This window comes from Mesorhizobium sp. RCAM 05104, assembly GCF_059683645.1.
The window spans coordinates 973,052-995,204 of the sequence record NZ_CM185033.1 but is presented as its reverse complement, the minus strand read 5'-3'; the positions used below and the strand labels follow the sequence as shown (position 1 = coordinate 995,204).

At 61.6% G+C, this 22,153-nt stretch carries 21 protein-coding genes; 14 read left to right on the top strand and 7 right to left on the bottom strand.

Annotated elements, in window-relative coordinates; translation table 11 throughout:
* Positions 1–59 precede the first annotated feature (59 nt).
* From AC56QP_RS05315 to AC56QP_RS05300, 4 genes are read right to left on the bottom strand one after another with little or no spacing between them, the layout of a single operon-like run.
* Positions 60–2,480 carry an LPS-assembly protein LptD gene (locus AC56QP_RS05315; RefSeq protein WP_489860630.1) on the bottom strand — a complete coding sequence of 807 codons (2,421 nt, stop codon included), beginning with the start codon at positions 2,478–2,480 and terminating at the stop codon, positions 60–62.
* Positions 2,480–3,565 carry an LPS export ABC transporter permease LptG gene (lptG, locus tag AC56QP_RS05310; RefSeq protein ID WP_489863677.1) on the bottom strand — a complete coding sequence of 362 codons (1,086 nt, stop codon included), beginning with the start codon at positions 3,563–3,565 and terminating at the stop codon, positions 2,480–2,482. The genes AC56QP_RS05315 and lptG overlap by 1 nt, the downstream gene beginning before the upstream one ends.
* Complete coding sequence (gene lptF, locus AC56QP_RS05305; RefSeq protein ID WP_489860631.1) at positions 3,562–4,764, bottom strand: LPS export ABC transporter permease LptF; 1,203 nt, start codon at positions 4,762–4,764, stop codon at positions 3,562–3,564. Before lptF ends, lptG begins: the two co-directional genes overlap by 4 nt.
* Positions 4,751–5,065: a hypothetical protein gene (locus AC56QP_RS05300; RefSeq protein WP_489860632.1), complete on the bottom strand. Its 315-nt coding sequence runs from the start codon at positions 5,063–5,065 to the stop codon at positions 4,751–4,753. The genes lptF and AC56QP_RS05300 overlap by 14 nt, the downstream gene beginning before the upstream one ends.
* 69 nt (positions 5,066–5,134) lie before the next feature.
* On the opposite strand from AC56QP_RS05300, the gene AC56QP_RS05295 reads away from it, so the two are divergent.
* The 9 genes from AC56QP_RS05295 (at position 5,135) to AC56QP_RS05255 (ending at position 11,856) form a co-directional block, all read left to right on the top strand.
* Complete coding sequence (locus AC56QP_RS05295) at positions 5,135–6,631, top strand: leucyl aminopeptidase (RefSeq protein ID WP_489863678.1); 1,497 nt, start codon at positions 5,135–5,137, stop codon at positions 6,629–6,631.
* A gap of 28 nt (positions 6,632–6,659) precedes the next feature.
* Positions 6,660–7,109, top strand: a complete 450-nt coding sequence (locus AC56QP_RS05290; protein WP_256749652.1) for a DNA polymerase III subunit chi — start codon at positions 6,660–6,662, stop codon at positions 7,107–7,109.
* Positions 7,110–7,274: 165 nt separating this feature from the next.
* Positions 7,275–7,892, top strand: a complete 618-nt coding sequence (locus AC56QP_RS05285) for a hypothetical protein (RefSeq protein ID WP_489860633.1) — start codon at positions 7,275–7,277, stop codon at positions 7,890–7,892.
* Positions 7,889–8,737: a 23S rRNA (adenine(2030)-N(6))-methyltransferase RlmJ gene (locus AC56QP_RS05280; RefSeq protein ID WP_489860634.1), complete on the top strand. Its 849-nt coding sequence runs from the start codon at positions 7,889–7,891 to the stop codon at positions 8,735–8,737. Before AC56QP_RS05285 ends, AC56QP_RS05280 begins: the two co-directional genes overlap by 4 nt.
* Before the next feature lie 265 nt (positions 8,738–9,002).
* On the top strand, positions 9,003–9,455 hold the full coding sequence (locus AC56QP_RS05275; RefSeq protein WP_489860635.1) for a hypothetical protein: 453 nt from the start codon (positions 9,003–9,005) through the stop codon (positions 9,453–9,455).
* Positions 9,456–9,591: 136 nt separating this feature from the next.
* Entirely contained in the window at positions 9,592–10,173 is a 582-nt protein-coding gene (locus AC56QP_RS05270; RefSeq protein ID WP_489860636.1) for a TetR/AcrR family transcriptional regulator, read from the top strand.
* Positions 10,170–11,006, top strand: a complete 837-nt coding sequence (locus AC56QP_RS05265; protein WP_489860637.1) for an EamA family transporter — start codon at positions 10,170–10,172, stop codon at positions 11,004–11,006. Before AC56QP_RS05270 ends, AC56QP_RS05265 begins: the two co-directional genes overlap by 4 nt.
* Before the next feature lie 5 nt (positions 11,007–11,011).
* Complete coding sequence (locus AC56QP_RS05260; protein ID WP_489860638.1) at positions 11,012–11,200, top strand: hypothetical protein; 189 nt, start codon at positions 11,012–11,014, stop codon at positions 11,198–11,200.
* Positions 11,201–11,241: 41 nt separating this feature from the next.
* A complete protein-coding gene (locus AC56QP_RS05255) occupies positions 11,242–11,856 on the top strand; it encodes a LysE family translocator (RefSeq protein ID WP_489860639.1) in 615 nt (204 codons plus the stop codon).
* Between the two features lie 21 nt (positions 11,857–11,877).
* Here the strand turns inward: AC56QP_RS05255 and AC56QP_RS05250 are convergent, their stop codons facing one another.
* Positions 11,878–12,189 (bottom strand): transcriptional regulator, encoded by a 312-nt coding sequence (locus tag AC56QP_RS05250; RefSeq protein WP_489860640.1) that lies wholly within the window; start codon positions 12,187–12,189, stop codon positions 11,878–11,880.
* A 640-nt stretch (positions 12,190–12,829) separates the two neighbouring features.
* Between AC56QP_RS05250 and AC56QP_RS05245 the strand changes: the two genes are divergently transcribed.
* The gene (locus AC56QP_RS05245; RefSeq protein ID WP_256749660.1) at positions 12,830–13,216 is read left to right on the top strand and encodes a hypothetical protein; all 387 of its coding nucleotides are present in this window, start codon (positions 12,830–12,832) and stop codon (positions 13,214–13,216) included.
* Positions 13,217–13,662: 446 nt separating this feature from the next.
* Positions 13,663–14,259, top strand: coding sequence for a glutathione S-transferase family protein (locus tag AC56QP_RS05240; protein WP_489860641.1), 597 nt, complete (start codon positions 13,663–13,665; stop codon positions 14,257–14,259).
* A gap of 79 nt (positions 14,260–14,338) precedes the next feature.
* On the opposite strand, the gene AC56QP_RS05235 is transcribed toward AC56QP_RS05240, so the two are convergent.
* Positions 14,339–14,995 carry an outer membrane protein gene (locus AC56QP_RS05235; protein ID WP_489860642.1) on the bottom strand — a complete coding sequence of 219 codons (657 nt, stop codon included), beginning with the start codon at positions 14,993–14,995 and terminating at the stop codon, positions 14,339–14,341.
* Positions 14,996–15,406: 411 nt separating this feature from the next.
* Between AC56QP_RS05235 and AC56QP_RS05230 the strand changes: the two genes are divergently transcribed.
* The 3 genes from AC56QP_RS05230 to AC56QP_RS05220 all read left to right on the top strand — a co-directional run bounded on the left by AC56QP_RS05230 (position 15,407) and on the right by AC56QP_RS05220 (position 19,628).
* Positions 15,407–16,171: an SDR family oxidoreductase gene (locus tag AC56QP_RS05230; protein ID WP_489860643.1), complete on the top strand. Its 765-nt coding sequence runs from the start codon at positions 15,407–15,409 to the stop codon at positions 16,169–16,171.
* Positions 16,168–18,234, top strand: coding sequence for an excinuclease ABC subunit UvrC (uvrC, locus tag AC56QP_RS05225; protein ID WP_489860644.1), 2,067 nt, complete (start codon positions 16,168–16,170; stop codon positions 18,232–18,234). Before AC56QP_RS05230 ends, uvrC begins: the two co-directional genes overlap by 4 nt.
* A gap of 188 nt (positions 18,235–18,422) precedes the next feature.
* The gene (locus AC56QP_RS05220; protein WP_489860645.1) at positions 18,423–19,628 is read left to right on the top strand and encodes a tyrosine-type recombinase/integrase; all 1,206 of its coding nucleotides are present in this window, start codon (positions 18,423–18,425) and stop codon (positions 19,626–19,628) included.
* Positions 19,629–20,616: 988 nt separating this feature from the next.
* Here the strand turns inward: AC56QP_RS05220 and AC56QP_RS05215 are convergent.
* Positions 20,617–22,095, bottom strand: coding sequence for a hypothetical protein (locus AC56QP_RS05215; protein WP_489860646.1), 1,479 nt, complete (start codon positions 22,093–22,095; stop codon positions 20,617–20,619).
* Positions 22,096–22,153: the final 58 nt, after the last annotated feature.

The window sequence follows — 22,153 nt, the reverse complement described above, 5'->3', positions numbered from 1 at the left end:
ATCTTTTTCCGGGTGCGCGAATTCCGTGCCAGCCCTATGCGGCGAAACGATGTCGCCGATTACTGGATCGTATCGATGGCACTGGTCGACGAGCCGAAGTCGCCAAGGGTGCGGAACGACAGGTTGAAGCCGATGCTCTGCGTCACCTCCCTGGTATTCAGGTCGCGCGACTGCGAATACGTCATCAGATAGGTGAAGCAGGAATCGTTGTAGGCGAAGCCGACGCCGTCCTTGACCAGCAGGCTTTCCTGTAGATCATAGGTTCCGGTCCCGAAGACGCGCCAGTTCTCGGCAAGGTGCGTGGATGCGCCGAGCGTGACTTCGTGACGGTCGGTTGTGAAACCGTAGAGTGGCTGGGCCTGGATGAAGGCGTATTTGGCGCTCAGCGACACCGGCAGGCCGGAATAGGCGGCCTTCACCTCGGCGCGGCGAATCTCGAAGGTCTGTTCGTCGAAACGGCCGCTGACCGAGGCCGCGAACCCGTTGGGACTGTTGACGCCAATCAGGCCGACATAGTCGGACTTGGTGGTTTCGAGGCCCGAATAGGCGCCGACATTGACCAGATCCGGCGCCGCGAAGGAGTTCTCGCCGCCAAGCTGATAGGACTGGCCGAAAATGGCGTTGGTGCCCCAGCCATTGATGTAGGAGCCCGAATAGCGCAGGCCGACATTGGCGCGCGACCCGCCTTCGACACGGTCGTACCCGGAGAACTTGTCGCGTTCGAACAGGGTGGTCGCGTCGAAGACCATGCTCTGGGCGTCTTCGTTCGGCACGGCAAGACCGCCGACATATTGCTCGTTCGGGCGCACAAAGACCTGCGCCATCGGCTCGATAACATGGCTGGACCCGCTGGCCATGGAGAACAGCAGTGGCCAACGCATCTCAAGGCCGGCTGTTGCCATGTAACGGGCAAACGACGAGCGCATATCGTCCTGCTCGCCCAGATTCGTCGCCATCTGGTTGATGGCGGCGAGCGAAGCCGAGGAGGCGTTGAGGTAGTCGACGTCGCCCTGCAGTGCCAGCAACGGCGTCACCACCAGCCCATCATCGGTGACGAATGTCCGCTTCCATTCGGCCTCAGCGGTCAGACGTCCGGATTCGCCTTCAATGCCGCGCACGCGCTGCGTGCCTGAAGCGGGCACGTAAGGGGTGAAATAGGTTTGATCGAGTTCATCGCGGTGGATGACCCGCGAATTGACATTGAGCGACAGCTGGCCACCCGCCACCGAGACGTCGGGGATATAGGCATAGTCGAGCGATGGCAGCACCCAGGGCTGCTGGCCGTTTCGCGCGGCGGCTTTGTTGTTGAGCGTATCCTCTTGCACCTCGAAGTGCATTGCGCGCACGTCGAAATAATTGCGCCCATTGAGACCCGTCAGGTAGACCGACGATTGGTGGACGGCGGCATTGTACTTGTCGATGTTGTAGGTGTTCGAGAAGTTCTTGTCGGTCTGCAGCAGCACGTCCCAGCCGAAATTCCAGCGCGAATTGATCGCGAACTGGCCCTGGGTGCCCATCATGCCTCGGAATTTGTTTGGGTCGCCCGCCGCGCCCGAATCGACGTTGTGACCGGCGCTGTCGATGAAGGCATCGGGATCCTGCTGCTGAATCCCGGCGATCTTCAGACTGTACTCGCCATTGTTGAAACGTTGGCGCCATTCGGCCTCGCCGAGGAAGCCCTGCTTGGTGTAGCCACTGCCCGTCACGGTCAGGTCGTATGTCGGCGCAAGTGCGAGATAGTAGGGGATCTTAACGCCGACGCCGAGGTCGCTTTTGTAGACGATGCTGGGGATCAGGAAGCCGCTCTTGCGCTTCACCGTAGGGTCGGCAATCTCGAACGCAGGCAGGTAGGCGAGCGGGAAGCCGAAGAATTCGAAATTCGCGTTCTCGAAGCGAACCGTCTTCTTCTCGCCGTTCCAGATGATCTTCCTGGCCTTGACACGCCAGGTCGGCGCTTTGTCGGGCTTGTCCTCGCACGGTTCGCAGGCGGTGTAGACGCCATTGTGGAACGTCGTCAGCACGCCGCCCATGCGCTCGGCGCTTTCGGCGGCGAAATAGGCCTTGTCGATGGTTTCGACACGCAACGCGTTGACGAAGCCGTCGGCAAAATCATCGGTGATGTCGATATGCTCGGAATTGATCTTTGTGCCGTCGCTGTTGACGACTTCGACATTGCCGCTCGCGACCATCCGTTTGGTGTTGCGGTTGTATTCGACCCTCTGGGCGACAAGGCGATTGCCGCCATAGTCGATCTGCACGCCACCAACGGCGGTCACGGTCTGGTTGTCGTTGTTGTAGACCAGCGTATCGGCCGCCAGCAGCATCTGCGAGCCGGACGGAACCTTGGTCGCCAAGTCGCCAACGTCCTGCGCAAGCGCCGGCAGCGGGACACCGCAGGCAAGCAGGCACGCCAAGGCGCTCGCCGCATAAAGGCGCGCCAAACCGTCCCGCCTGCTACTGGGCAAAAACGCCTCCCTCACTAGCCGTCTTCCTTGTATAGCAGGAAAGTCACCCCGAAGAACATAGCCACGACGACTGGCACCCAGGCGGCTACGACAGTCGGCACAAACCCCGCAACGCCGAATGCCTTCACCAGCACCGAAACGACATAAAGCAGAAACCCGGCGATGATGCCACCCAGAATCATCGTCGCTGACTGCCCCATCCTAGCAAATCGCATTGAAACTGTTGCCGCAATCAGCGTCATGGCGACGAGAAGGAACGGCAACGCCACCAGCGAATCAAACTGCATGGCAAAGGCATTTGCCTTGAGGCCGAAGGAGCGGGCAACCTCGATCTTTCCGGGCAGGTCATAGAACGGGATGGTTTCTGGGCGCGCCAGCCGTTCCTGCACGAATTCAGGCTTCAGGTTGGTCGGCACGCGATCGCTTGCCGATGGCTGGATGGTGCCGTTTTTGAAGGTCTTGACGTCCTGCAGATCCCAATAGCCGTCGCGCAGGAAGGCGCGCGCCGCGTCCTTGCGCTCGACGATGTCGCCTTGCGGGTCGAGAATGAAAAAGACGGCATCGGCCATCTCCAGTCCCTGGTTGAGGATGGCCCGCGCCCCGATGATGGTGTCTCCGGAACTGGTTTTCTGCCGGATCCACGGTGCGGCATCGGCCGAAACCGTGTTCGATTTGCCGGAACGCAGTTGGGTCTCGATCTGCTCGGACCACGAAAAGGCGTGCGCGGCGAGCGGATTGATGATGCCGACCGACAGCACGCCGAACAGCAACGCTCCGATGCAGCATGGCAACAGGAACTGCCAGGCGGAAACGCCGGCGGAGCGCGCGATGACCAGCTCATACCGTCGGTTGAGCGACACCAGCGTCGCCATCGCCGAGAAGAGACCGACGAACGGCACCGTCTGCAGCATGATCATCGGCATCCGGAGCGCCGAAATGGCCACCGCGGTCCCATAGGTGAAGCCGGGCAGGCCAGTCGTGCGGCCGGAGAGCTCGGTGAAATCGATCAGGAACACCAGCGCCAGCAGGCCGATGAAGAACCAGATGGTGATCGTCACATAGCGGAAGAAGAAATAGCGGCCCAGTGTCCAGCCCATCAGCTGACCCCTTGCCCTGAAGTGCCACGCGTGAACAAGCGTAGTTTGATGGCATTCCAGCCATCACCGAAGCGGGTGGCGAAGTTTGTCATCCAGTCCGCCCAGGCTACCGGCAGTTCCATGGTCCGGTTGGAGACGATGAACCAGATCGCCACCGCGGACGCCACGATGGGCACGCCATAGACCATATAGGCGTATTGCGGGATTTCATCGGCCTTGCTGGCGGCAAAGAAGCCCAGCCAGCGCACGAACAGCGCTATCGTGATGGCCGTGATCAGCGGATTGACGCGCGCCTCGCGATGCGAGCGGGCGTCTCCGGCGACGGCGAGCGCGATGAGCGCGAAGACCATGGAATAGGTCCATTCCGAAAACCGCTGGTCGATCTCGGCCCGGTATTCGTTCGGGCGTTGCTGAAAATTCTTGTCGTTGGCGCTCGGGTTGAGCAGGTACTGGGTCGTTTGGTCCTTCGGCAGCAGCGTCACCGCCGAAGCCGCCGCCATGAAGGCCGACATGTCGAAGGCATAGGAGGTGAACCGGATGACCGAAAGGTCTCCGGTCAGCGTTTTGCGGTGGATGACGCCGTCATTCATCATCAACACCTTTTCGCCGCCGCGCTCGACGATGCTGCCGGTCTTGGCATAGTAGACGAGGTTGACCCCCTCCTCACGCGAATCCGCGACGAAGATGCCGCCCAGACGATTGTCGGGAAGCCGTTCGCCGATCTGCAGGAACAGTCCGTCCTCGATCTTGCGGAATGTGCCTTCCTGGATGATCAGCGACAACAGATCCGCGCGCGATGACGCAACCAGGGCCCGGTTTTTCTGACGCGCGTAGGGGTCGATGCCGTTGTCGACGGCAAAGGAAAAGACGCTGGCCGCGAGCGCCAGCAGCATGATCGGCCGCACGATCGTCCAGCGCGAGGCGCCTGAAGCGTTGACGACGGCGAGCTCCGAATCCGAATTCATGGCGCTGAGTGTCTGTGCGACCGCCACCACCAGCGCGAAAGGCACGACGATCGGGATGATCGAGGGAAGGATGAGGGCGGCGACCTCGAAGAAGGTCAGCGCCGACTGGCCGCTGTCGGTGACCAGGTCGATCTTTGCCAGCACCTGCGTCGTCCACACGATGGCCAGCGTCCACACAAGCGCTGCCATGAAGACCACGAAAGCGCGGCGCATGATGTAGCGTTCAATGACCTTCATGAAGGCTTTTCTCGATTTTTTCGAACGGCATCATGCCACCGCACAAGGGTAGCTGTCCGGCGACGCCTGCACAACTGGCTCCATGAGATGGTCGAACCGGTTCCTGTCCCAGATCACGCCCCCGGTGGGCCGGAGTGTCGGCGGGAATGGATAAGAAAGGGAGAACATCGATGGTTAACAACAAGTTGCGGCAAGATGCGGGGCCGTGCCGCGACGAATCGCCATCGATTCCGTTGGTGATATGGGGTGCGAATTTGGCAAAGTCTTGCCAAATGCCGGAAAACGACCAAATGTCGCGCATCGCTTCACACCGCTTCCCCTCGAGCCAAGCCTTCCCGGCAAGCTACGCATTCCCCGAAAGCAGGACATGATGAATCAAAGACCGACGATCGCCTTCGCCAGATTTTCCGCACCCAGGAAGGGCAGCGTCTTCGTGCTGTCGGCGGATGAGGGCGGCCTGAGCGACGCCGCCAAGGCTTGCGATCCCGGCAGGACGCTGGAGCGGGCCTTTCCGGTGGCGGAGTTCACGGGCAAGTTCGCCGGCGTCGTGGAAGTGCTGGCACCCGAAGCAACCTCGCTCGACAGGCTTGTCGCCATCGGCGCCGGCAAGGTGTCGGGGCTCGACGACTATGCCTGGCTGAAGCTCGGCGGCACCATCGCCGCATCGCTGCGCAAGTCGACCGATGTGGCCGTGGTGCTCGATCTGGTTGGCGCCTCGCCGAGCGGCAAGGACGCGGCAAGCCTTGCCGCCGGCATTCTTCTGCGCAGCTATGCCTTCGACAAGTACAAGACCAGGAAGGACAAGGACGACGGCAAGGCGGAGCCGAAGAAGCCGGTCAAGATAACCATCCAAACCGCCGATCCGACCGCTGCGAAAAAGGCCTTCACCGATGCGGAGGCCGTGATCGACGGCGTGCTTCTGGCGCGCGACCTCGTCAACGAACCGGCAAACGTGCTGGGGCCTGTTGAGTTCGCCGCCCGCGCCAAGGAACTCGAGGCGCTCGGCGTCAAGGTCGAAATCCTCGCCGAGAAGGAGATGAAGAAGCTCGGCATGGGCTCGCTGCTTGGCGTCGCGCAAGGCTCGCCGCGCGGCGCCCGCATGGCGATCATGCAGTGGAATGGCGGCAAACCTAAGGACAGCCCGGTCGCGTTCATTGGCAAGGGCGTCACATTCGACACCGGCGGCAATTCGATGAAGCCGGCCTCGGGCATGGAAGACATGAAGGGCGACATGGGCGGCGCGGCAGCCGTCACCGGCCTGATGCACGCGTTGGCTGCTCGCAAGGCGAAAGCCAATGTCGTCGGTATCATCGGCCTGGTCGAAAACGCGGTCGACGGCCATGCCCAGCGCCCCGGCGATATCGTCACGTCGATGTCGGGCCAGACCATCGAGGTGCTCAACACCGACGCGGAAGGCCGCCTGGTTCTGGCCGATGCGCTGTGGTACTGCAACGACCGTTTCCAGCCTAAATTCATGGTCAACCTGGCGACGTTGACCGGCGCCATCATGGTGGCGCTAGGCCAGCACTATGCCGGCCTGTTTTCCAACAATGACGATCTGGCGGAAAAGCTGACGGCGGCCGGGCAGGCAACGCAGGAGCGGTTGTGGCGCATGCCGCTCGGCACCGAATACGACAAGCTGATCGATTCCAAGAACGCCGACATGAAGAACATTGGCGGTCGCTATGGCGGGGCCATCATCGCGGCGCAATTCCTGCAGCGCTTCGTCAAGGATACGCCATGGGCGCATCTCGACATTGCCGGCACGGCGATGGGGTCGCCGTCGAACGAGATCAACCAGTCCTGGGGTTCGGGTTTCGGCGTCAGGCTGCTCGACCGGCTGGTGCGTGACAATTATGAACAGTGAGCGGGGTCAACCGGTATAGACTGAAGCGATGGCCGACGTCCTCTTCTACCATCTGACCGAATCAACACTGGAAGATGCGCTGCCCGGTCTGCTCGAGCGCAGCATCGACCGTGGTTGGCGTGTCGTGGTGCAGACCGGCACGGAAGAGCGCCGCGACGCGCTCGACCAGCATCTGTGGACCTTTCGTGACGACTCGTTCCTCGCCCACGCGACCGATCGAGAGGCTTATCCCGGCGAACAGCCGATCCTGTTGACCACCGGCGACGGCAACCCGAACGAAGCAAAGATAAGGTTCCTTGTCGACGGCGCCATGCCGCCCGAGCTTGGCGGCTATGAGCGCGCCGTGTTCCTGTTCGACGGCCACGACGCCGCCCAGGTCGAGGCGGCCCGTGGACACTGGAAGACGATGAAGGACGCCGGCCACGCGGTGACTTACTGGCAGCAGACGCCTGATCGCCGCTGGGAGCGCAAGGCGTAGGCAGCGGCACTTCTTGACGTCACGGGATTCGACAAGACATTCGGGCGGTCTCGACATACTGCTGGACAAGATGGAATCGGCGCGTTGCTGGACGAAATGGAACTGCGCAACGGACCAATACAAGCTGGTTGTCCGGCAAGGTGCGATTACAAGGTGACGTTCTGAATGCGCTTTCTGTTTGTCCTGATCCTGCTCGCCGGCACTGGCATCGGTGTCATCTATCCCTGGGCGATGACCAATTTCTCCGGTCATGAGATCGGCACATGGCGGGTCTACGAGCAAGGTCGGTTCAAGCCGCTGACGGTGCCGCTGTCTGGCCGCGACGCGCCGGTGCGGGTGCTGGTCGACCTGACCGCCAGGGCCGAGCGTATCGTTTCGCAGCAGCGCACGGTGCTGACGCTGACCGCCGCCACCAATGGCCGAACGGTGCTCGCCTCGACGCTGCAGTTCAACCACTCCGACAATCCGCGCCAGGCCAGCCCGCAGCTGCCCGACAAGATTTTTCGCGATGAGGCCGGCCTGATACCGGCCGTCAGTCCCGGCCCCTACACTTTCACCGTCGGCCCAGGCGACGCCGAGGACATCCCGATGCGGGCGGTCGACCTCATCCTGCGCTCCGGTGTCGGCGAGATCGACGGCCGCGCGCGGCCGGTCGGCTTTTCGCTGATGGCCGTCGGTCTGATTGGGCTGGTGCTGGCCATGCGCTTTGGTGGCCGCGGCGGCCGGCCGGAAAATCCGAACTCGCAGCCGCCACCGCCACGCTGGGGCAGGGGTTCCGCTTGAATTATCGCCACGCCTACCACGCCGGAAATTTTGCTGATGTCGTCAAGCATGTCGTGCTGACGCGGTTGCTGGAATATCTGAAGCAGAAGGACAAGGCATTTCGCGTCATCGACACCCATGCCGGCATCGGCCGCTACGATCTGTCGTCGGTCGAAGCGCAGAAGACCGGAGAGTGGCGAGGCGGCATCGGCCGGCTGATCGATGCTTCGTTCGACGCGGCGGCGGCGGCGCTGCTCGCGCCATATATCGAGGCAGTTCGGTCGCTCAACCCTGATGGCGGGGTGAAGAGATATCCGGGCTCGCCGTTGATCGCGCGGCATCTCATGCGCAAGCAGGACCGGCTGTCGGCGATCGAGCTGCATCCCAAGGATGCCGCGAGGCTGAGGACGGAATTCGGCGGCGATTTCCAGACGAGGGTGATGGAACTCGACGGCTGGCTGGCGCTCGGGGCGCATCTGCCGCCGAAGGAAAAGCGCGGCCTGGTGCTGATCGATCCGCCCTTCGAGGAAGCGGGCGAATTCGACCGTCTCGTCGATGGGCTCGAAAGGGCGCACAAGCGGTGGCCCGGCGGCATGTATGCGCTGTGGTATCCGATCAAGGACCGCCGGGCGATCATCGCCTTCAGAAAGGCGCTGAAGCAGTCGGGCATCCCCAAGCTGCTCGACATAGAATTCGAGATCAGGCCGTCTTCGACCGAACCAAGCCTCGACGGCAGCGGCATGGTGGTGGTCAACCCGCCATTCACGCTGGAAGGCGAGCTGCGAACTGTGCTGCCGGCGCTGCACAAATTGCTTGTCGTGGAAAAGCCGGCGCATTGGTCTCTCGACTGGCTGGCCGGCGAGTAGGGTCGCGGCGGCCATGCGAGGCAATGAAACGCCGGCGGACGCGAAAAAGCCCGCGTTCCGGAGGGGGCGGGAAGGCGGGCTTTTTTACGGCCCAGGGCTTGCGCTCTCGTGGGTCCAGCCAACAACGTGCGGGAGCCCTTTCGGTTCCACGCAAGCCCGGCTTGGCCAAAAGCCGTTTCCGGCTGGGAAACCATCGTCGATGCAACCGCTTGACCGCCGCCAAGCGAATCCGCACAGTGCGCGCAACCGACCTTGAGAGGCTGCCATGACTCGCTTCGCCAAATCCGCCCTTGCTGCCCTGATTTCGCTCTGCACCCCGCTTGCCGCGCCTCTCGGCGTCACCCAGTCCGTGCAGGCGGCCGACCTTGCCGTCTATTCCGAGGACGATGGCGGCATCTGCGGTCAGAACTGGGTGCTCAACAAGATCACCAGCCGCTTCTCTTACCAGGTGCATCACGTGCCGCATCTGCCTGACGTGCAGATCACCGATTTTCACCGCATCCATCAACACCGCTATCTGCCGGCCAATGAGACCTGGCCGATCGGCCGCCGCTATTGCGGCGCCACCGTCAGCCTCTCCGACGGCCGCGACCGCGCCATCTGGTACCTGATCGAGGAAGGGCAGGGCTTTGCCTCGATCGGCGACAATGTCGAATTCTGCGTCTCGGGCTTCGACCGCTGGATGGTCTACAACGGGCGCTGCCGCGTCCTGCGCTGAGCGCGTTTTCCCTTCCCGATCCCTTGTAGCGCGCCCGTGGCCCGATAGGCCGCAGGCGCTTTTTGTGCCGTGTTGACAGAGGACGCGATCTGTCGCATGGTGATGAGACAGACCTGTCTCATCACCAGTGAGCGCCATGACATCGTCGCATGCTTCCGGCAAACGCCAGCACGTCGTCGAAACAGCCTACGCGCTGTTCAAGCGCGCCGGCTTCCATGCCACAGGCATCGACCGGATCATTGCCGAGGCCGATGTGGCCAAGATGACGATGTATCGCCACTTCCCCAGCAAGGACGAATTGATCGTCGAGGTGCTCGATTATCGCGCCAGGCGTTTTGATCGCCAGCTCGACCGGCTTGCTGAGGAGGGCACCACACCAGAGCAGAAGATCGCAAAAATCCTCGACTGGCACGAGCGCTGGTTCCGCGGCCCGGATTTCCACGGCTGCCTGTTTGCGCATGCGCTGGCCGAGTTCGGCGATCCCCAGCATCCGGTGTTCAAGGCAGCCGCCAGACAGAAGGACGGCCTCAGACGACGCATGCAGTCGATCCTTGCGGATGTGATGCCGCGCGGACGGGCGGAGAGCGCGGCGGCGGCACTGTTGATGCTCATCGAAGGGGCGACCCTGATGGCGCAGATGGGGCAGGCGGACACTGCCATTCGCGACGCCCGCAAGGCCGCCCTGGGCATCATCGCCGCCTCGCGCAGGCCGCAATGAGCCCGCTGGTCATCGGGTTGGCGCTCTTCGCCGCAATCTTGCACGCAAGCTGGAACGCCTTCCTGCGAACGGGGGCCGACAGGTTGTGGACCGTCACCGTCATGAGCTTTTCCAGCACGGCGCTCGCCATTCCCTTCGCCATCTTTCATGCCCTTCCGGCTGCGCCGGCCTGGCCCTATGTCGTGCTCTCGGCCTGCCTCCAGGTCGGCTACAGCGTGTTTCTGGTGGCCGCCTACAGATATGGCGAGCTGGGGCAGGTCTACCCGATAGTTCGCGGCAGCGTGCCGCTGCTTGTAACACTCGGCGGTTTTTTCCTGGCCAACCAGCAGCTCACCGTGCCGCAGACCGTCGGTGTCGCTCTGGTCGCCGGCGGCATCATGGGTCTTTCGCTCGGAAGAGGCAGAGCCGCTACCACATCAATACTCTATGCACTGGCAACGGGAGCGATCATCGCCGCCTATGCCACGGTCGATGCGATCGGCGTTCGCGCGGCGGGCAATGCCGGGGCCTATACCTCCTGGGTCCTGCTGATCTACGGCGCCTTGCTGCCGGCGACCTTCGTTGCCTGTCGTGGCAGGCTCACTGTTGACTTGCGGGCGCCGGAAACCTGGAAGGCGCTGGGTGGCGGCCTGTTCGCGCTTCTGGCCTATGGTGTCGTGGTCGCCGCCTTCGCTCTGGGGCCAGCCGGCCCCATCACCGCGATCCGCGAGACCAGTGTCGTGTTCGCTGCCTTCATCGGGCGCCTGTTTCTCGGCGAGATGCTGACGCCCCGGCGGGTCGGCGCCTGCGCCATCGTCGCGCTCGGCGCTATCTGTCTCGGCTATCAGCCGTGACAAAAATGCACGCGCCCGTCGGTACGGGCAGCAGCTCCGCCAGGATCGACAATGGCCTGCTTGCGATACTCGCGCTCGCCGCGGGCCTGACCGTCGCCAACCTGCGTGTTCGGCGCGGCATCCGCCGCGATCACGCTAGTGCTGTCGCGAAAACGATGATCTTTCCGGCTATCGCCGGCAGCCAAACCGGCTAATCTGAACACCCGAGAGCAACACATCACTTTCGGGAGTCTTCATGGACCTTGCAACCATCCTTGCCTTCGCGGCCGCCTTCTTCGTGTTCGCCGCCAGCCCGGGTCCGGACAACATGACGATCGTCGCTCGCACGATCTCCGGCGGCGCTGCGTCCGGCGTCGCCTATGGCGCGGGCACCGTGGTTGGCATCCTCGTCTTTCTCATTCTCGCCGCCTTCGGCCTGTCGATCATCGCCGCCAAGATGGCGATCGTCATGACAGCACTGCGCTATGGTGGAGCGGCCTACCTGATCTGGATGGGCATCAGGCTGTGGACGGCCGTACCCGTCGTGCCGGACCTGCAGCCCATCTCCGACCGGCGCGGCTTGTTGACGATCTTCGCCACCGGCATAGCCCTCAATCTCGGCAATCCGAAAATGCCGCTGTTCTATGTGGCGCTGCTGCCGAACGTGGTCGGTGGGTCGCTTGACGTTGATCATCTTGGCGTATTGACGATGGTGATCCTGGCCGTCGAGGTCGTGGTAATCGGTGGCCATGTCATCCTCGCCGGTCGCGCCCGCAGTCTACTCCGGACGCCCAGGATTGTGCGCCGGGTCAACCGTGCGGCGGGCGGTGTGATGATCGGCGCCGGCGTTGCCGTGGTCGTCACGCGCTGAGAGGTATCGCTGGTCGCCGCTCTATTTTCCGCGCGGCGCGGTCTCGGCCTGATCGAGAAGCTTGCGCAGAAAGGCAACGTGACCGCGGAACGCGCGCCGTCCAGCCGTCGTCGCCTTGACGCGCGTCTGCGGCCGGCGCCCGACGAACAGCTTTTCGACGTCGACATAGCCAACCCTTGCGAGCGTATCGATATGTGCGCCGAGATTGCCGTCGGTGACGTTCACCATAGCCTTCAGCCGGGTGAACTCCAGCGCCTCGCGTCTTTCCAGTGTGTTCAGGGCGGCCATGATCCTGAGTCGCGTGCTCTGGTGGATGATTTCGTCGGCGCCCATCATTTGGCTCCGGCGCGGCGGGGCCGGAGATCGTCGCCGATGCGGCCGCATCCATGGGGCCCCGCCTCGGCGATCTCGGGCAGCGACAGCGCTTGCTTTTGCGCGATCGACATCGAAGCACTCCTGTATTTTGTGCAGAATACTCTGCAATGTAGAGTATTCTGTCAATCCGCACGCGAGCGGATGATGGGATCGCGCTTGACAAGGTGGTGGCGCGATCGGCCATCGCATTGCTCTCGTGATCTGTGTAAATCGTCCGCTTGCACAAGACGATCATGGCGATAAACAGCAGGTCATGATCCTCACCATCGAAGATCAAGACGCAAGACCGCTCGCTGATCTTCGGAGCTTCGCGGAGAGATCGGTCTGACAGGGCGCGCAGAATGTCGGTGACGGACTGCCCGCAATAATCAAAGATCAGCAACGCATCTTTGCGACGGTCAGCATGATCGTGCGCCCTTCGTAACCAAAACTTAATCTGCAAAAATCAGTGTATTGCTTCGCTGGCTAGAGAGCCGCGAGTCAGATATGCATTCCCCGCCGAGGTCATTCACGGCCGTCGGCGTAACGCAAGGGGCATGATATGGCGAAGCAGTCGTCTAAGGCGCCGGCATCCAAGACACCGGCAAAGAAAGCACCCGTGAAAGCAGCGACGGCGAAGGTCGCCGTAGCAGTGAAGAAAGCAGCGCCTGCGAAGGCTGCGGCGAAGCCGGCGGCGAAGGCCGCACCGGCTAAGAAGCCTGCAGCCAAGGCCGCGGCAAAACCGGCGGTGAAGAAGGCGGCACCCGCGAAGGCAGCGGCGAAGCCGGCGGCCAAGGCAGCACCGGCCAAGAAGCCTGCGGCCAAGGCAGCGGCGAAGCCCGCGGCCAAGAAGGCAGCGCCCGCGAAGGCGGCGGCAAAGCCTGCGGCCAAGGCAGCGCCGGCCAAGAAGGCGGCAGCGGCGGCAACCAAGCCCGCCGTGAAGAAAGCCGCGGCACCCAAGGCCAAGGCAGCACCGGCAAAGGCGAAGGCGCCGGCCAAAAAGTAGACCAGGCCTTGTTGGAGCGGTGCGTGTCCTGCTGGACGCGCGGAGAACGCTCCGGCACTTGCGAGCGGCGCATGATCATTCCGGAAACCGGGACCGGTTTTCGAGCCATGCGCGGGACGTGGGGGAAGGGAGTCAGGGCAGCAAAGCGAGGCGCCGGACAGGTCGCCTCGCTTGCTCGCACGGCTTGGGTTTCTTTGCGCCTGGTCGTGAAACGAATGCCCCGTTGCGAGGCCGGGGCTGCGAGAGATTGAGAAGCAGGTCGGATGCTCCGCTCTGCTCCGGTTCTTCTCGCTCCACGTGGATCGCGCATCCGTCTCTAGCCAGGTCGCAATGGTCATGGCAGGTAACCGCCACCGGTTTTCTGGCAGCTGGTTTTCTGTCGCCTGGCCATTGCCGGGGCAACCGTTCCCGGTTGACAGTGCCGGTCGGCAAACAGGAATCCAATCATGCCCAGACTTCTCTACGCCTCTTCCTCACCCTACAGCTCCAAGGTACGCATGGCCGCGGTCTATGCGGGCATTGCAATCGAGGCGGTGCCGGTCAAGACCGACGACAAACCGGCGGTGCTTATCGAGGCCAACCCGCTCGGCAAGATCCCGGTGCTGGTGCTGGACGACGGCCGTTCGATCCATGACAGCCGTGCCATTACCCAGCATCTCAACCGTTTGTCGAAGAACGCGCTGTTTCCGCGCAACCCCGACAAGCGGCTAGAGGCGGAAGTGCTGGAGGCACTGGCCGACGGCATCTGTGACTGTGCGCTGTCGATGGTCTATGAACGGCGGACGCGGCCTGAGGAGATGGTCTATCAGCCATGGCTCGACCGCCAATGGGCGAAGATCACGCAGGCACTCGACCTGGTCAACGCCAACCCGCCGAAGCTGCCGAAGAAGATCACCGTCGGCCAGATGGCGTTGCGCGCCTGCCTTGGCTATCTCTCATTGCGCTTCGCCGGGAAATGGGAAAAGGGTCGCGCCCGACTGACGCGGTGGGCAGCGCGCTTCGACGAGAAGTTCCCCGAGCTTAAGCCCTGCATTCCCGGGTGACCGATCGCCCGCGTGAGTGGTCGGGCATAAAAAAAGCCGGGCGCGAGGCCCGGCTTTTTCGTGTCGTGGCTTGAACGACTTAAAACTTCATACCGACGCCGAAGGTGACGCGGTTGTCGGTGGCCTTGACCTTGCCGATACCGTCGAAGCTCTTGCTGCCGAAGTCGGTGTAGCGATACTCGACCCGGCCGAAGACATTGTCGGTCAGCTTGATGTCGGTGCCAACGCCGGCGGTCCAGCCGAGCATCGTAGCGGTGTCGCTGGCGGGAATGACGGAGTCCTCCACCTTCAGGCTTCTGCCGGCGAGACCGCCGGTGCCGTAGAGCAGGATTTCCGGGGTCACGGCGTAGCCAAGACGGGCACGCAGCGAGCCTTCGAAGCCGCCTTTGGAGTGGATGCCATTATCGTCACCCTTGACGCCGTTGTAGCCGAGTTCGACTTCACCGCCGTAGACGAAGTTCTCCTGCTGCCACTGATAACCGCCGAAGACACTGCCGACGAAACCCTTGGTATCGGTTTGAACGTCGAAGTCCTTTTCCTTGGTACGGCCGCTGAAGCCGTAGCCAACATTCAGACCGGCATAGGGACCAGCCCAGGACGCCACAGGGAGTTCGGCAACCGGCGCGGGTGCCGGCGGCTCTTCGGAAACGACGTCCGCGGCGTAAGCGGTTCCACTGAGGGCGAAGAGGCCCAGCGCTACGGCCAACGGCCGTGCGAATTTAAGATTGGCTTGCATTGTTCTTTACTCCTTAAGCCACAGGACACAGGCTTGTTTCTCACGATCGCCATCGACCCGTCCGGGGGGTGAAACGGATCTGGCGTTCGTCGGTTCCAAATGTCGTGTCAAAATGCGGCTGAAGCGAACCTGAACTTGGGTCATTCCCCGGCGCGAATGAGGCGGAACCGTGACGTTGCATCTTCGCAACAGCGAAATGGCAGGAGCCACTTCATGCTGCGCTGCACACCGCTTGGTGCAAGGAGTCCAGCGTCCTATATTGCGGTCGGCGGCTCCGAGTCCAAGACGAGTCGGGACGCCGAACCGGCGGTTTCGCCACAATGCTGCCCAAGGTGCGAACGCCATTTAACGCATGCCGGGCCATATTTCGCCGGCGCTGTTTTTCCGGCCCAAATTGAGGATTGACAGCATATGAGTAAAGCCACTGCCACGGCGCTTGTGACGGGCGGGGCAAAACGGATCGGCAGGGCGCTCGTCGAGGATCTCGCCGCTCACGGTTTTGCCGTCGCCATCCACTGCAATCGCTCGCGCGCCGAGGGAGATGCATTGGCCGCCCAGATCAACCAGGCCGGCGGTCGTGCTGCGGTTGTCGGCGCCGATCTGACCGATATGGACGCCGTCGGCGGTCTCGTCGGCCAGGCGGAAGCCGCGCTCGGACCGATCTCGCTGCTGGTCAACAATGCGTCGCTGTTCGAGGACGATTCGGTTCTGGATTTCGACTGGCGGGCCTGGGACCGGCATTTTGCCGTGCATGTGAAGGCGCCGGCGCTGCTGGCGCAAAACTTCGCACGGGCGTTGCCGGAGGGACAGGAGGGGTTGATCGTCAACATCATCGACCAGCGGGTCTGGCGCCCGACGCCACGCTATTTCTCCTATGCGCTGTCGAAGTCGACGCTGTGGATGGCCACGCAGATGATGGCGCAGGCGCTCGGTCCGCGCATCCGCGTCAACGGCATCGGTCCCGGGCCGACCCTGAAGAACGCTCGCCAGGACGACAGCGATTTCGACGCGCAGGTCGAGGGTTTGATCCTCAAGCGCGGCCCGCAATTGTCGGAATTCGGTGCCACCATCCGCTATCTCTGGGAAGCCCGCTCCGTCACCGGCCAGATGATCGCGCTCGATGGCGGTCAACACCTTGCATGGCGGACGCCCGATGTGACAGGCATGGTGGAATGAGTCCTGTAGACCACAAGAACAAGCCGCGCGGCGGCGCCGACGATCTGCCCCCCGATATCGATCTGGAGGACGAGGCGGTGGAGGAGATCGTCGAACCCGCAGGTCCGGACGTAGCGTTCACGGCGATCGACTGGACGCCGCATGCCGGCGACGCCGAAGGCATGGTCGGTGCCGAGGTGATCCAGACGCTGGTCAAGCGGCTGCCCAACGCGCCCGGTGTCTACCGCATGATGAACGCCGCTGGTGACGTGCTCTATGTCGGCAAGGCGCGCAGCCTGAAGAAGCGCGTGACCAACTATGCGCAAGGTCGATTCCACACCAATCGCATCGGCCGCATGGTGCGCGAGACGTCGACGATGGAGTTCGTCGTCACCCGCACCGAGATCGAAGCGCTGCTGCTCGAAGCCAATCTTATCAAGCGCTTGCGGCCGCGATTCAATGTTCTGATGCGCGACGACAAGTCGTTTCCCTATATCCTTCTGACCGGCGATCATGTCTCGCCGGGCATCTACAAGCATCGCGGCGCGCGGTCGCGCAAAGGCGATTATTTCGGCCCCTTCGCTTCGGCCGGCGCCGTCGGCCGCACCATCAATTCGTTGCAGCGCGCCTTTCTGCTCAGGAGTTGCACCAACTCGTTCTACGAGAACCGCACGCGGCCGTGTTTGCTCTACCAGATCAAGCGCTGCGCTGGCCCCTGCACCGGCGAGATCTCGCATGGGGACTATGCCGAGCTGGTCGCTGAGGCGAAGGATTTCCTCTCCGGCCGCAGCCAGAAGGTGAAGACGGAAATTTCCGCCGCCATGCAGCAGGCCTCCGAGGACCTCGATTTCGAGCGCGCCGCCATCTATCGCGACCGGCTCGCGGCCCTGTCGCATGTGCAGAGCCATCAGGGCATCAATCCGGCGACCGTCGACGAGGCCGATGTTTTCGCCATCCATCAGGAAGGCGGCCAGGTCTGTATCCAGGTGTTTTTCTTCCGCACCGGCCAGAACTGGGGCAACCGTGCCTATTTCCCCAAGGCCGATCCGGCGCTGGAAGCGGCCGAGGTGCTGGGCTCGTTCCTGGCGCAGTTCTATGACGACAAGCCGACGCCACGGGCGATCCTCCTGTCGCATGGCGTCGAGGACCAGGAATTGCTGGCCGAGGCGCTGTCGACCCGGGCCGGCCGCAAGGTCGCGATCCTGGTGCCGCAGCGCGGCGAGAAGAAGGATTTGACCGACAACGCCTTGCAGAATGCACGCGAGGCGCTCGGCCGCCGGCTGGCCGAAACCTCCACGCAAGGGCGGCTGCTTGCCGGCTTCGCCGAGACCTTCGGCCTGCCCAAGCCGCCGGTGCGCATCGAGGTCTATGACAACTCGCACATCATGGGCACCAACGCCGTCGGCGCCATGGTCGTCGCCGGGCCCGAAGGCTTCGTCAAGAACCAGTACCGCAAGTTCAACATTCGCTCGACCGAGATCACGCCGGGTGACGATTTCGGCATGATGCGCGAGGTGATGGAGCGGCGTTTTTCGCGACTGCTCAAGGAACATGGCGATGTCGCGCCCGACGATGCGGGGGCAGCCGGTGCAACCGATGATATCGAGGAGGACATCTCCGGCAGCTTCCCGGCCTGGCCCGATGTCATCCTGATCGACGGCGGCCAGGGCCAGATGACGGCGGTGCGCAAGATCCTCTCGGATCTCGGCATCGAGGACCGTGTCGTGGCGATCGGGATCGCCAAGGGCCAGGACCGCGATGCTGGCCGCGAGCGCTTCTTCGTCAGGGGCAGGGACTCGTTTTCACTGCCGGTTCGCGATCCGGTGCTGTATTTCGTCCAGCGCCTGCGCGACGAAGTCCACCGCTTCGCCATCGGTTCGCACCGGGCCCGCCGAAAGAAAGAAATGGTCAAAAGCCCGCTCGACGAGATCAGCGGCATCGGCCCCGGCCGCAAGCGCGCCCTGCTTTTGCATTTCGGCACCGCCAAAGCGGTCAGCCGTGCCGCCATCGAGGATCTGAGGAAAGTTGACGGCATTTCCGAACAGGTTGCCAAACTGGTCTACAATCACTTCCACGAGAAATGAAATTGCAGTAGGCGTCGCATTGGTGGCGCCTTTTGTTGCTTGCGCATGTGGTTGATTTTGTTCGTTTATTTGCTGTTGACACGCCTTTGGATAGGGACGGGGGTATTGAGGGACGATTGCGGGGACGCGTCTTGAGGGGCGGAGTCGAGCATGATATGCGTTGCGCCTAGTGATAGGAGCGAATGCATATGACACAAGCTGAAGTTGAGAAGTGGATGGCATCGGGCAAGGGGCGCAGGTTGCATTGCGAGTACGGGTTGTACCTGTGCCGCAACGCTAGAGGCTTCAGTTGGGCCGCAATTTGGATGAAGGATGGCCGGCGTCGCGAGCACGGTCTTGGGGCCTATGTCCCGCAAGGAGTGCCAGGCGTCGCTGAAATGCGATTGCGCGAAGCTCGCTGGGCGTCTGTTGGCATCGACAAGCTCCGCAAAGAAGGCAGGGACGTCATTGCCGTTAAGCGTCAACAGGCCAAGGTGCAGGCTGCGGTCGCAACCACGTTCTCCGACGTAGCCGAGACCTACATTAAGGACGTTGGCCTTCGGACATGGAAAGCCGATAGGCAGGAAAAGGCTTTCCGGCGAATCTTGGCCACCTACTGCAAGGCGTTATGTTCGATGCCCGTGGCGGACGTTGGAGTTTCTGACGTTAAGCGCGTCCTCGAACCTTGGGTGATCAAACGGCCGACCATGGTTGCATCCGTTGCCTCGGTCATTCGTCGCGTACTCGATACGGCATTCGCGCTCGAACTGCGTCCCCTTGGTGTCAACCCAGCATCTGAGGACGTGCTGTCGAAGATCCTAGTCGTTCGCCACAAGACGAAACACTTCGCGGCGCTCGGCTGGCAAGCCGCACCGACGTTCTATCAGGTGTTAGGCCACAGTCAGCCGGAGATCGCGCTGCGACTATTGATGCTGACTGCGCTGAGGCGCAACGAGGTCACCGGCCTGCGCTGGCGTGAAGTCGATCTTGACGCCGCCACGATCACGGTTGAAGCCGTACGAATGAAGGCAGCTCGGGAGCATGTCGTTCCGCTGTCAACGCAAGCCGTCGAACTGTTGAAGGCGATCCAGAGCAATAGGCGGCCCGACAGCTTCGTCTTCCCATCGCCGCGCATCAAGGGTCAGTCCATCGCCTCGACGGCCTTCGTGCCGCTCATGGGACCTTCATCGGGCGCGACGCCGCATGGCATGAGGGCGACTTTCCGGGGCTGGTGTGAGGATCATGGTGTCGACCACACGCTAGCCGAGCATGCTTTGGCACATGCCATGCGCGACGACGTTGCCAAGGCCTACCGACGGACGACGGCTCTGGAGCTTCGGCGCAAGGTGATGCAGGACTGGGCGGACCATTTGACGGGGTCAGCAAACGCGACGACGGGCAACCCTTCACAATGACGCAGTGACCCTGCCCGAACGCGCCCACGGGGTCAGTACGTCGAGCAGGGGGTGCGTCTAACGCGAATGCGAGGGGTCAAATTTCGTCGGGGTCTGGCCAATGATAAGGGTTGCCCGGGAAATCAGGATGATACTCGGGGTCGAGGTACCAATCGGGCACGCTGTCGGGCCCTGCAATTGGGAGCATCAATTCACGTCGAAATGATTGTATCCCCGGATTAGGCTGGGTTCGCGGTCGACGGTTTGAGGGGCGCGACCAGATTGCCCCGTAAATAGTTGCTGACAGGGATCGAATACGTACGGGCGGGCGTCGAATGCGAGTGTGATGGAAGCACCGCACCGCCCGTTTGCGCCGAATGAGGGTTGTTGGGGGTTGTTGGGGGTTATTTTTCACTAACCCTCATGCGGCGAAACGTTGGCACGTATGACGTTGCGGTCAAATATGAGGGTTGTGAGGGTTGTTTTTTTTATAATACGCGACTTTGTCGAAAATCATGTTCGTGTATGAAGTGGGGGATAACCCCTAACCCTCATGACCCCTCATTTTACCCTGTCCAACACTCATAGGACACAATAGACAACCCTTAATCTACTCACAAAACAAAAATACGTCGACAAACAACCCTCACAACCCCCTAATCTTATACACAGCCGATCCTTGACGTGAAACCGTCTCGCCACTGGCGTTCGAAGTCGGCCAGCCATGAGCACATTCGCCCTGTACGTATTCATCAGGCCATGCGTGTACTGCACAAGTTCATTGGCGCAGTTGCTTATTCGAGGCGCATTTGACGCCGCTAATTTAGGCGTCGAATTGTTACACATTACACAAGAATTGCACACTGCGATGTGTAACGATTTTCTCGTTAGTTTTTAGGGGGTTACCTGTCATGTTACACAATTATACAGGGGGGATCCACATTATCTTAAGGGGGGAATGTATAGGGTATGATAACGTGTGTAACATGTGTAACAACTCGCCCGCCGATTAATTCAATATTCCTAAATCGACGACTCTAAACCCTTTGTCTTGACGCTCTAATGCGCCTGAATTGATCATCATATCAAGTGTTGCAATAAGTGCGGCATTCGCACCGTTCCGATGTTGCTTAAATGCGTTGTTCCGTTGCGCCCGCGAAGTTAACCACCAAAGCGGGGCGGTCATTGTCGTCTTCATTTCAGGCGTAATTCTCGGGTGATTGCTTTCGCCGAGGTTGTTCCGAAACCATTCAACGATGGCCGCCTGTCTCGCACGATCATCTGCGGCGCCGACCTGGCCGTTATCGAACATTGCAGCCAGCGACCCGAGCGCGTTAACCGCGTATCGAAGCGCATAGGCGACGTCATGGCGCTCGATGCGGCATTTAAACCGGTTGCGAACAAGGGCGCTTACAAGAGCTATCTTTTTCGTCTGCATCGCCGTTCGCCCAAAAACCGCATAATGGGGCGGCAATTTCTTGTTGTTCACGCCGCGCCGTATGTTGTTAACGGCCTGCTCGATACACCACAGAAGGGCAGCAGCGTCGGGGTGATACGGCACGCGCACGAGGCGCTGAAGCATTTCGGCTGCGCGAGGCGCTGATTTCGGCTCATACCCAGCATCTATTTCGGCAACCTCACTAATCATGCTCGACATCATCTCGTAAGTCGCCCCGTGCAGGTCGTGCAGCACTTTGTCGTCCGGTACGGCATCGCCGGCTGGCGCATCGTGCACCGTAACGAGCATGCGCGAACCCAACCCTGTGGCAAGGACCTCGTGGTTATACACGCCACTAAACGCCTCTGGCGTCATAGACCAAAGCGGGGCGACGGTCGCGTTGTGAATAGGTGTGTCGCCCCGCCTTTTACTTTCGACTGACGCGACCGGCATCATTGGCGACGCACCGTATGTGCTCGCGTCAAAGAGCTCATATATGTAGTCCCGAAGTTCGATTTGTGTCTGACCGAATGGTGATGCGAGATTAGCGATGTCGCCGCTTGCATCTTCACGCACCCAAACCGTGGTTCCGGTCTCTTGTATTTTGCCGTGAAGGCCCTGCGCTGATGCGGCGGTGCCGGTGTAGAAATTGGGCGGCCTATCGGTTTTCGTTGTAAGGCGTGCGAATTGCTTTGGCCAGAATCGAAAGGCCTCACCTTTGCCGGATGAAGTGGGGGCTGCGAGCAGTGACATGAGCGCCGATGACAGTCCGTCCGCCGTCTTGTACTTGCGCCCTAGCAGGCCGCCGAAGGTTGTGAGTGTCGAGATTTCGGCGAACTTACGAAACGGGGTCTTCATGCCTCGCGTGTTGAGATCGATAAGGTACTCAAGCATGCCGTCCGGCGGTGTAAATGGAACACCACAATGTAGGTGCTCGATGACCTCAGCAAGATGATCCCCGCCGACAATTGGGGGCGGTGGCGGTATATCTGATGTATTAGGTTGCCCTGCCGCAAGTTGTGCAGCGACTAATGCTTCATCATTAGTCATGACGCCACCTTGACGGCGCCGCATTTATTATATATGTACATGATCGTCCCTCGTAATG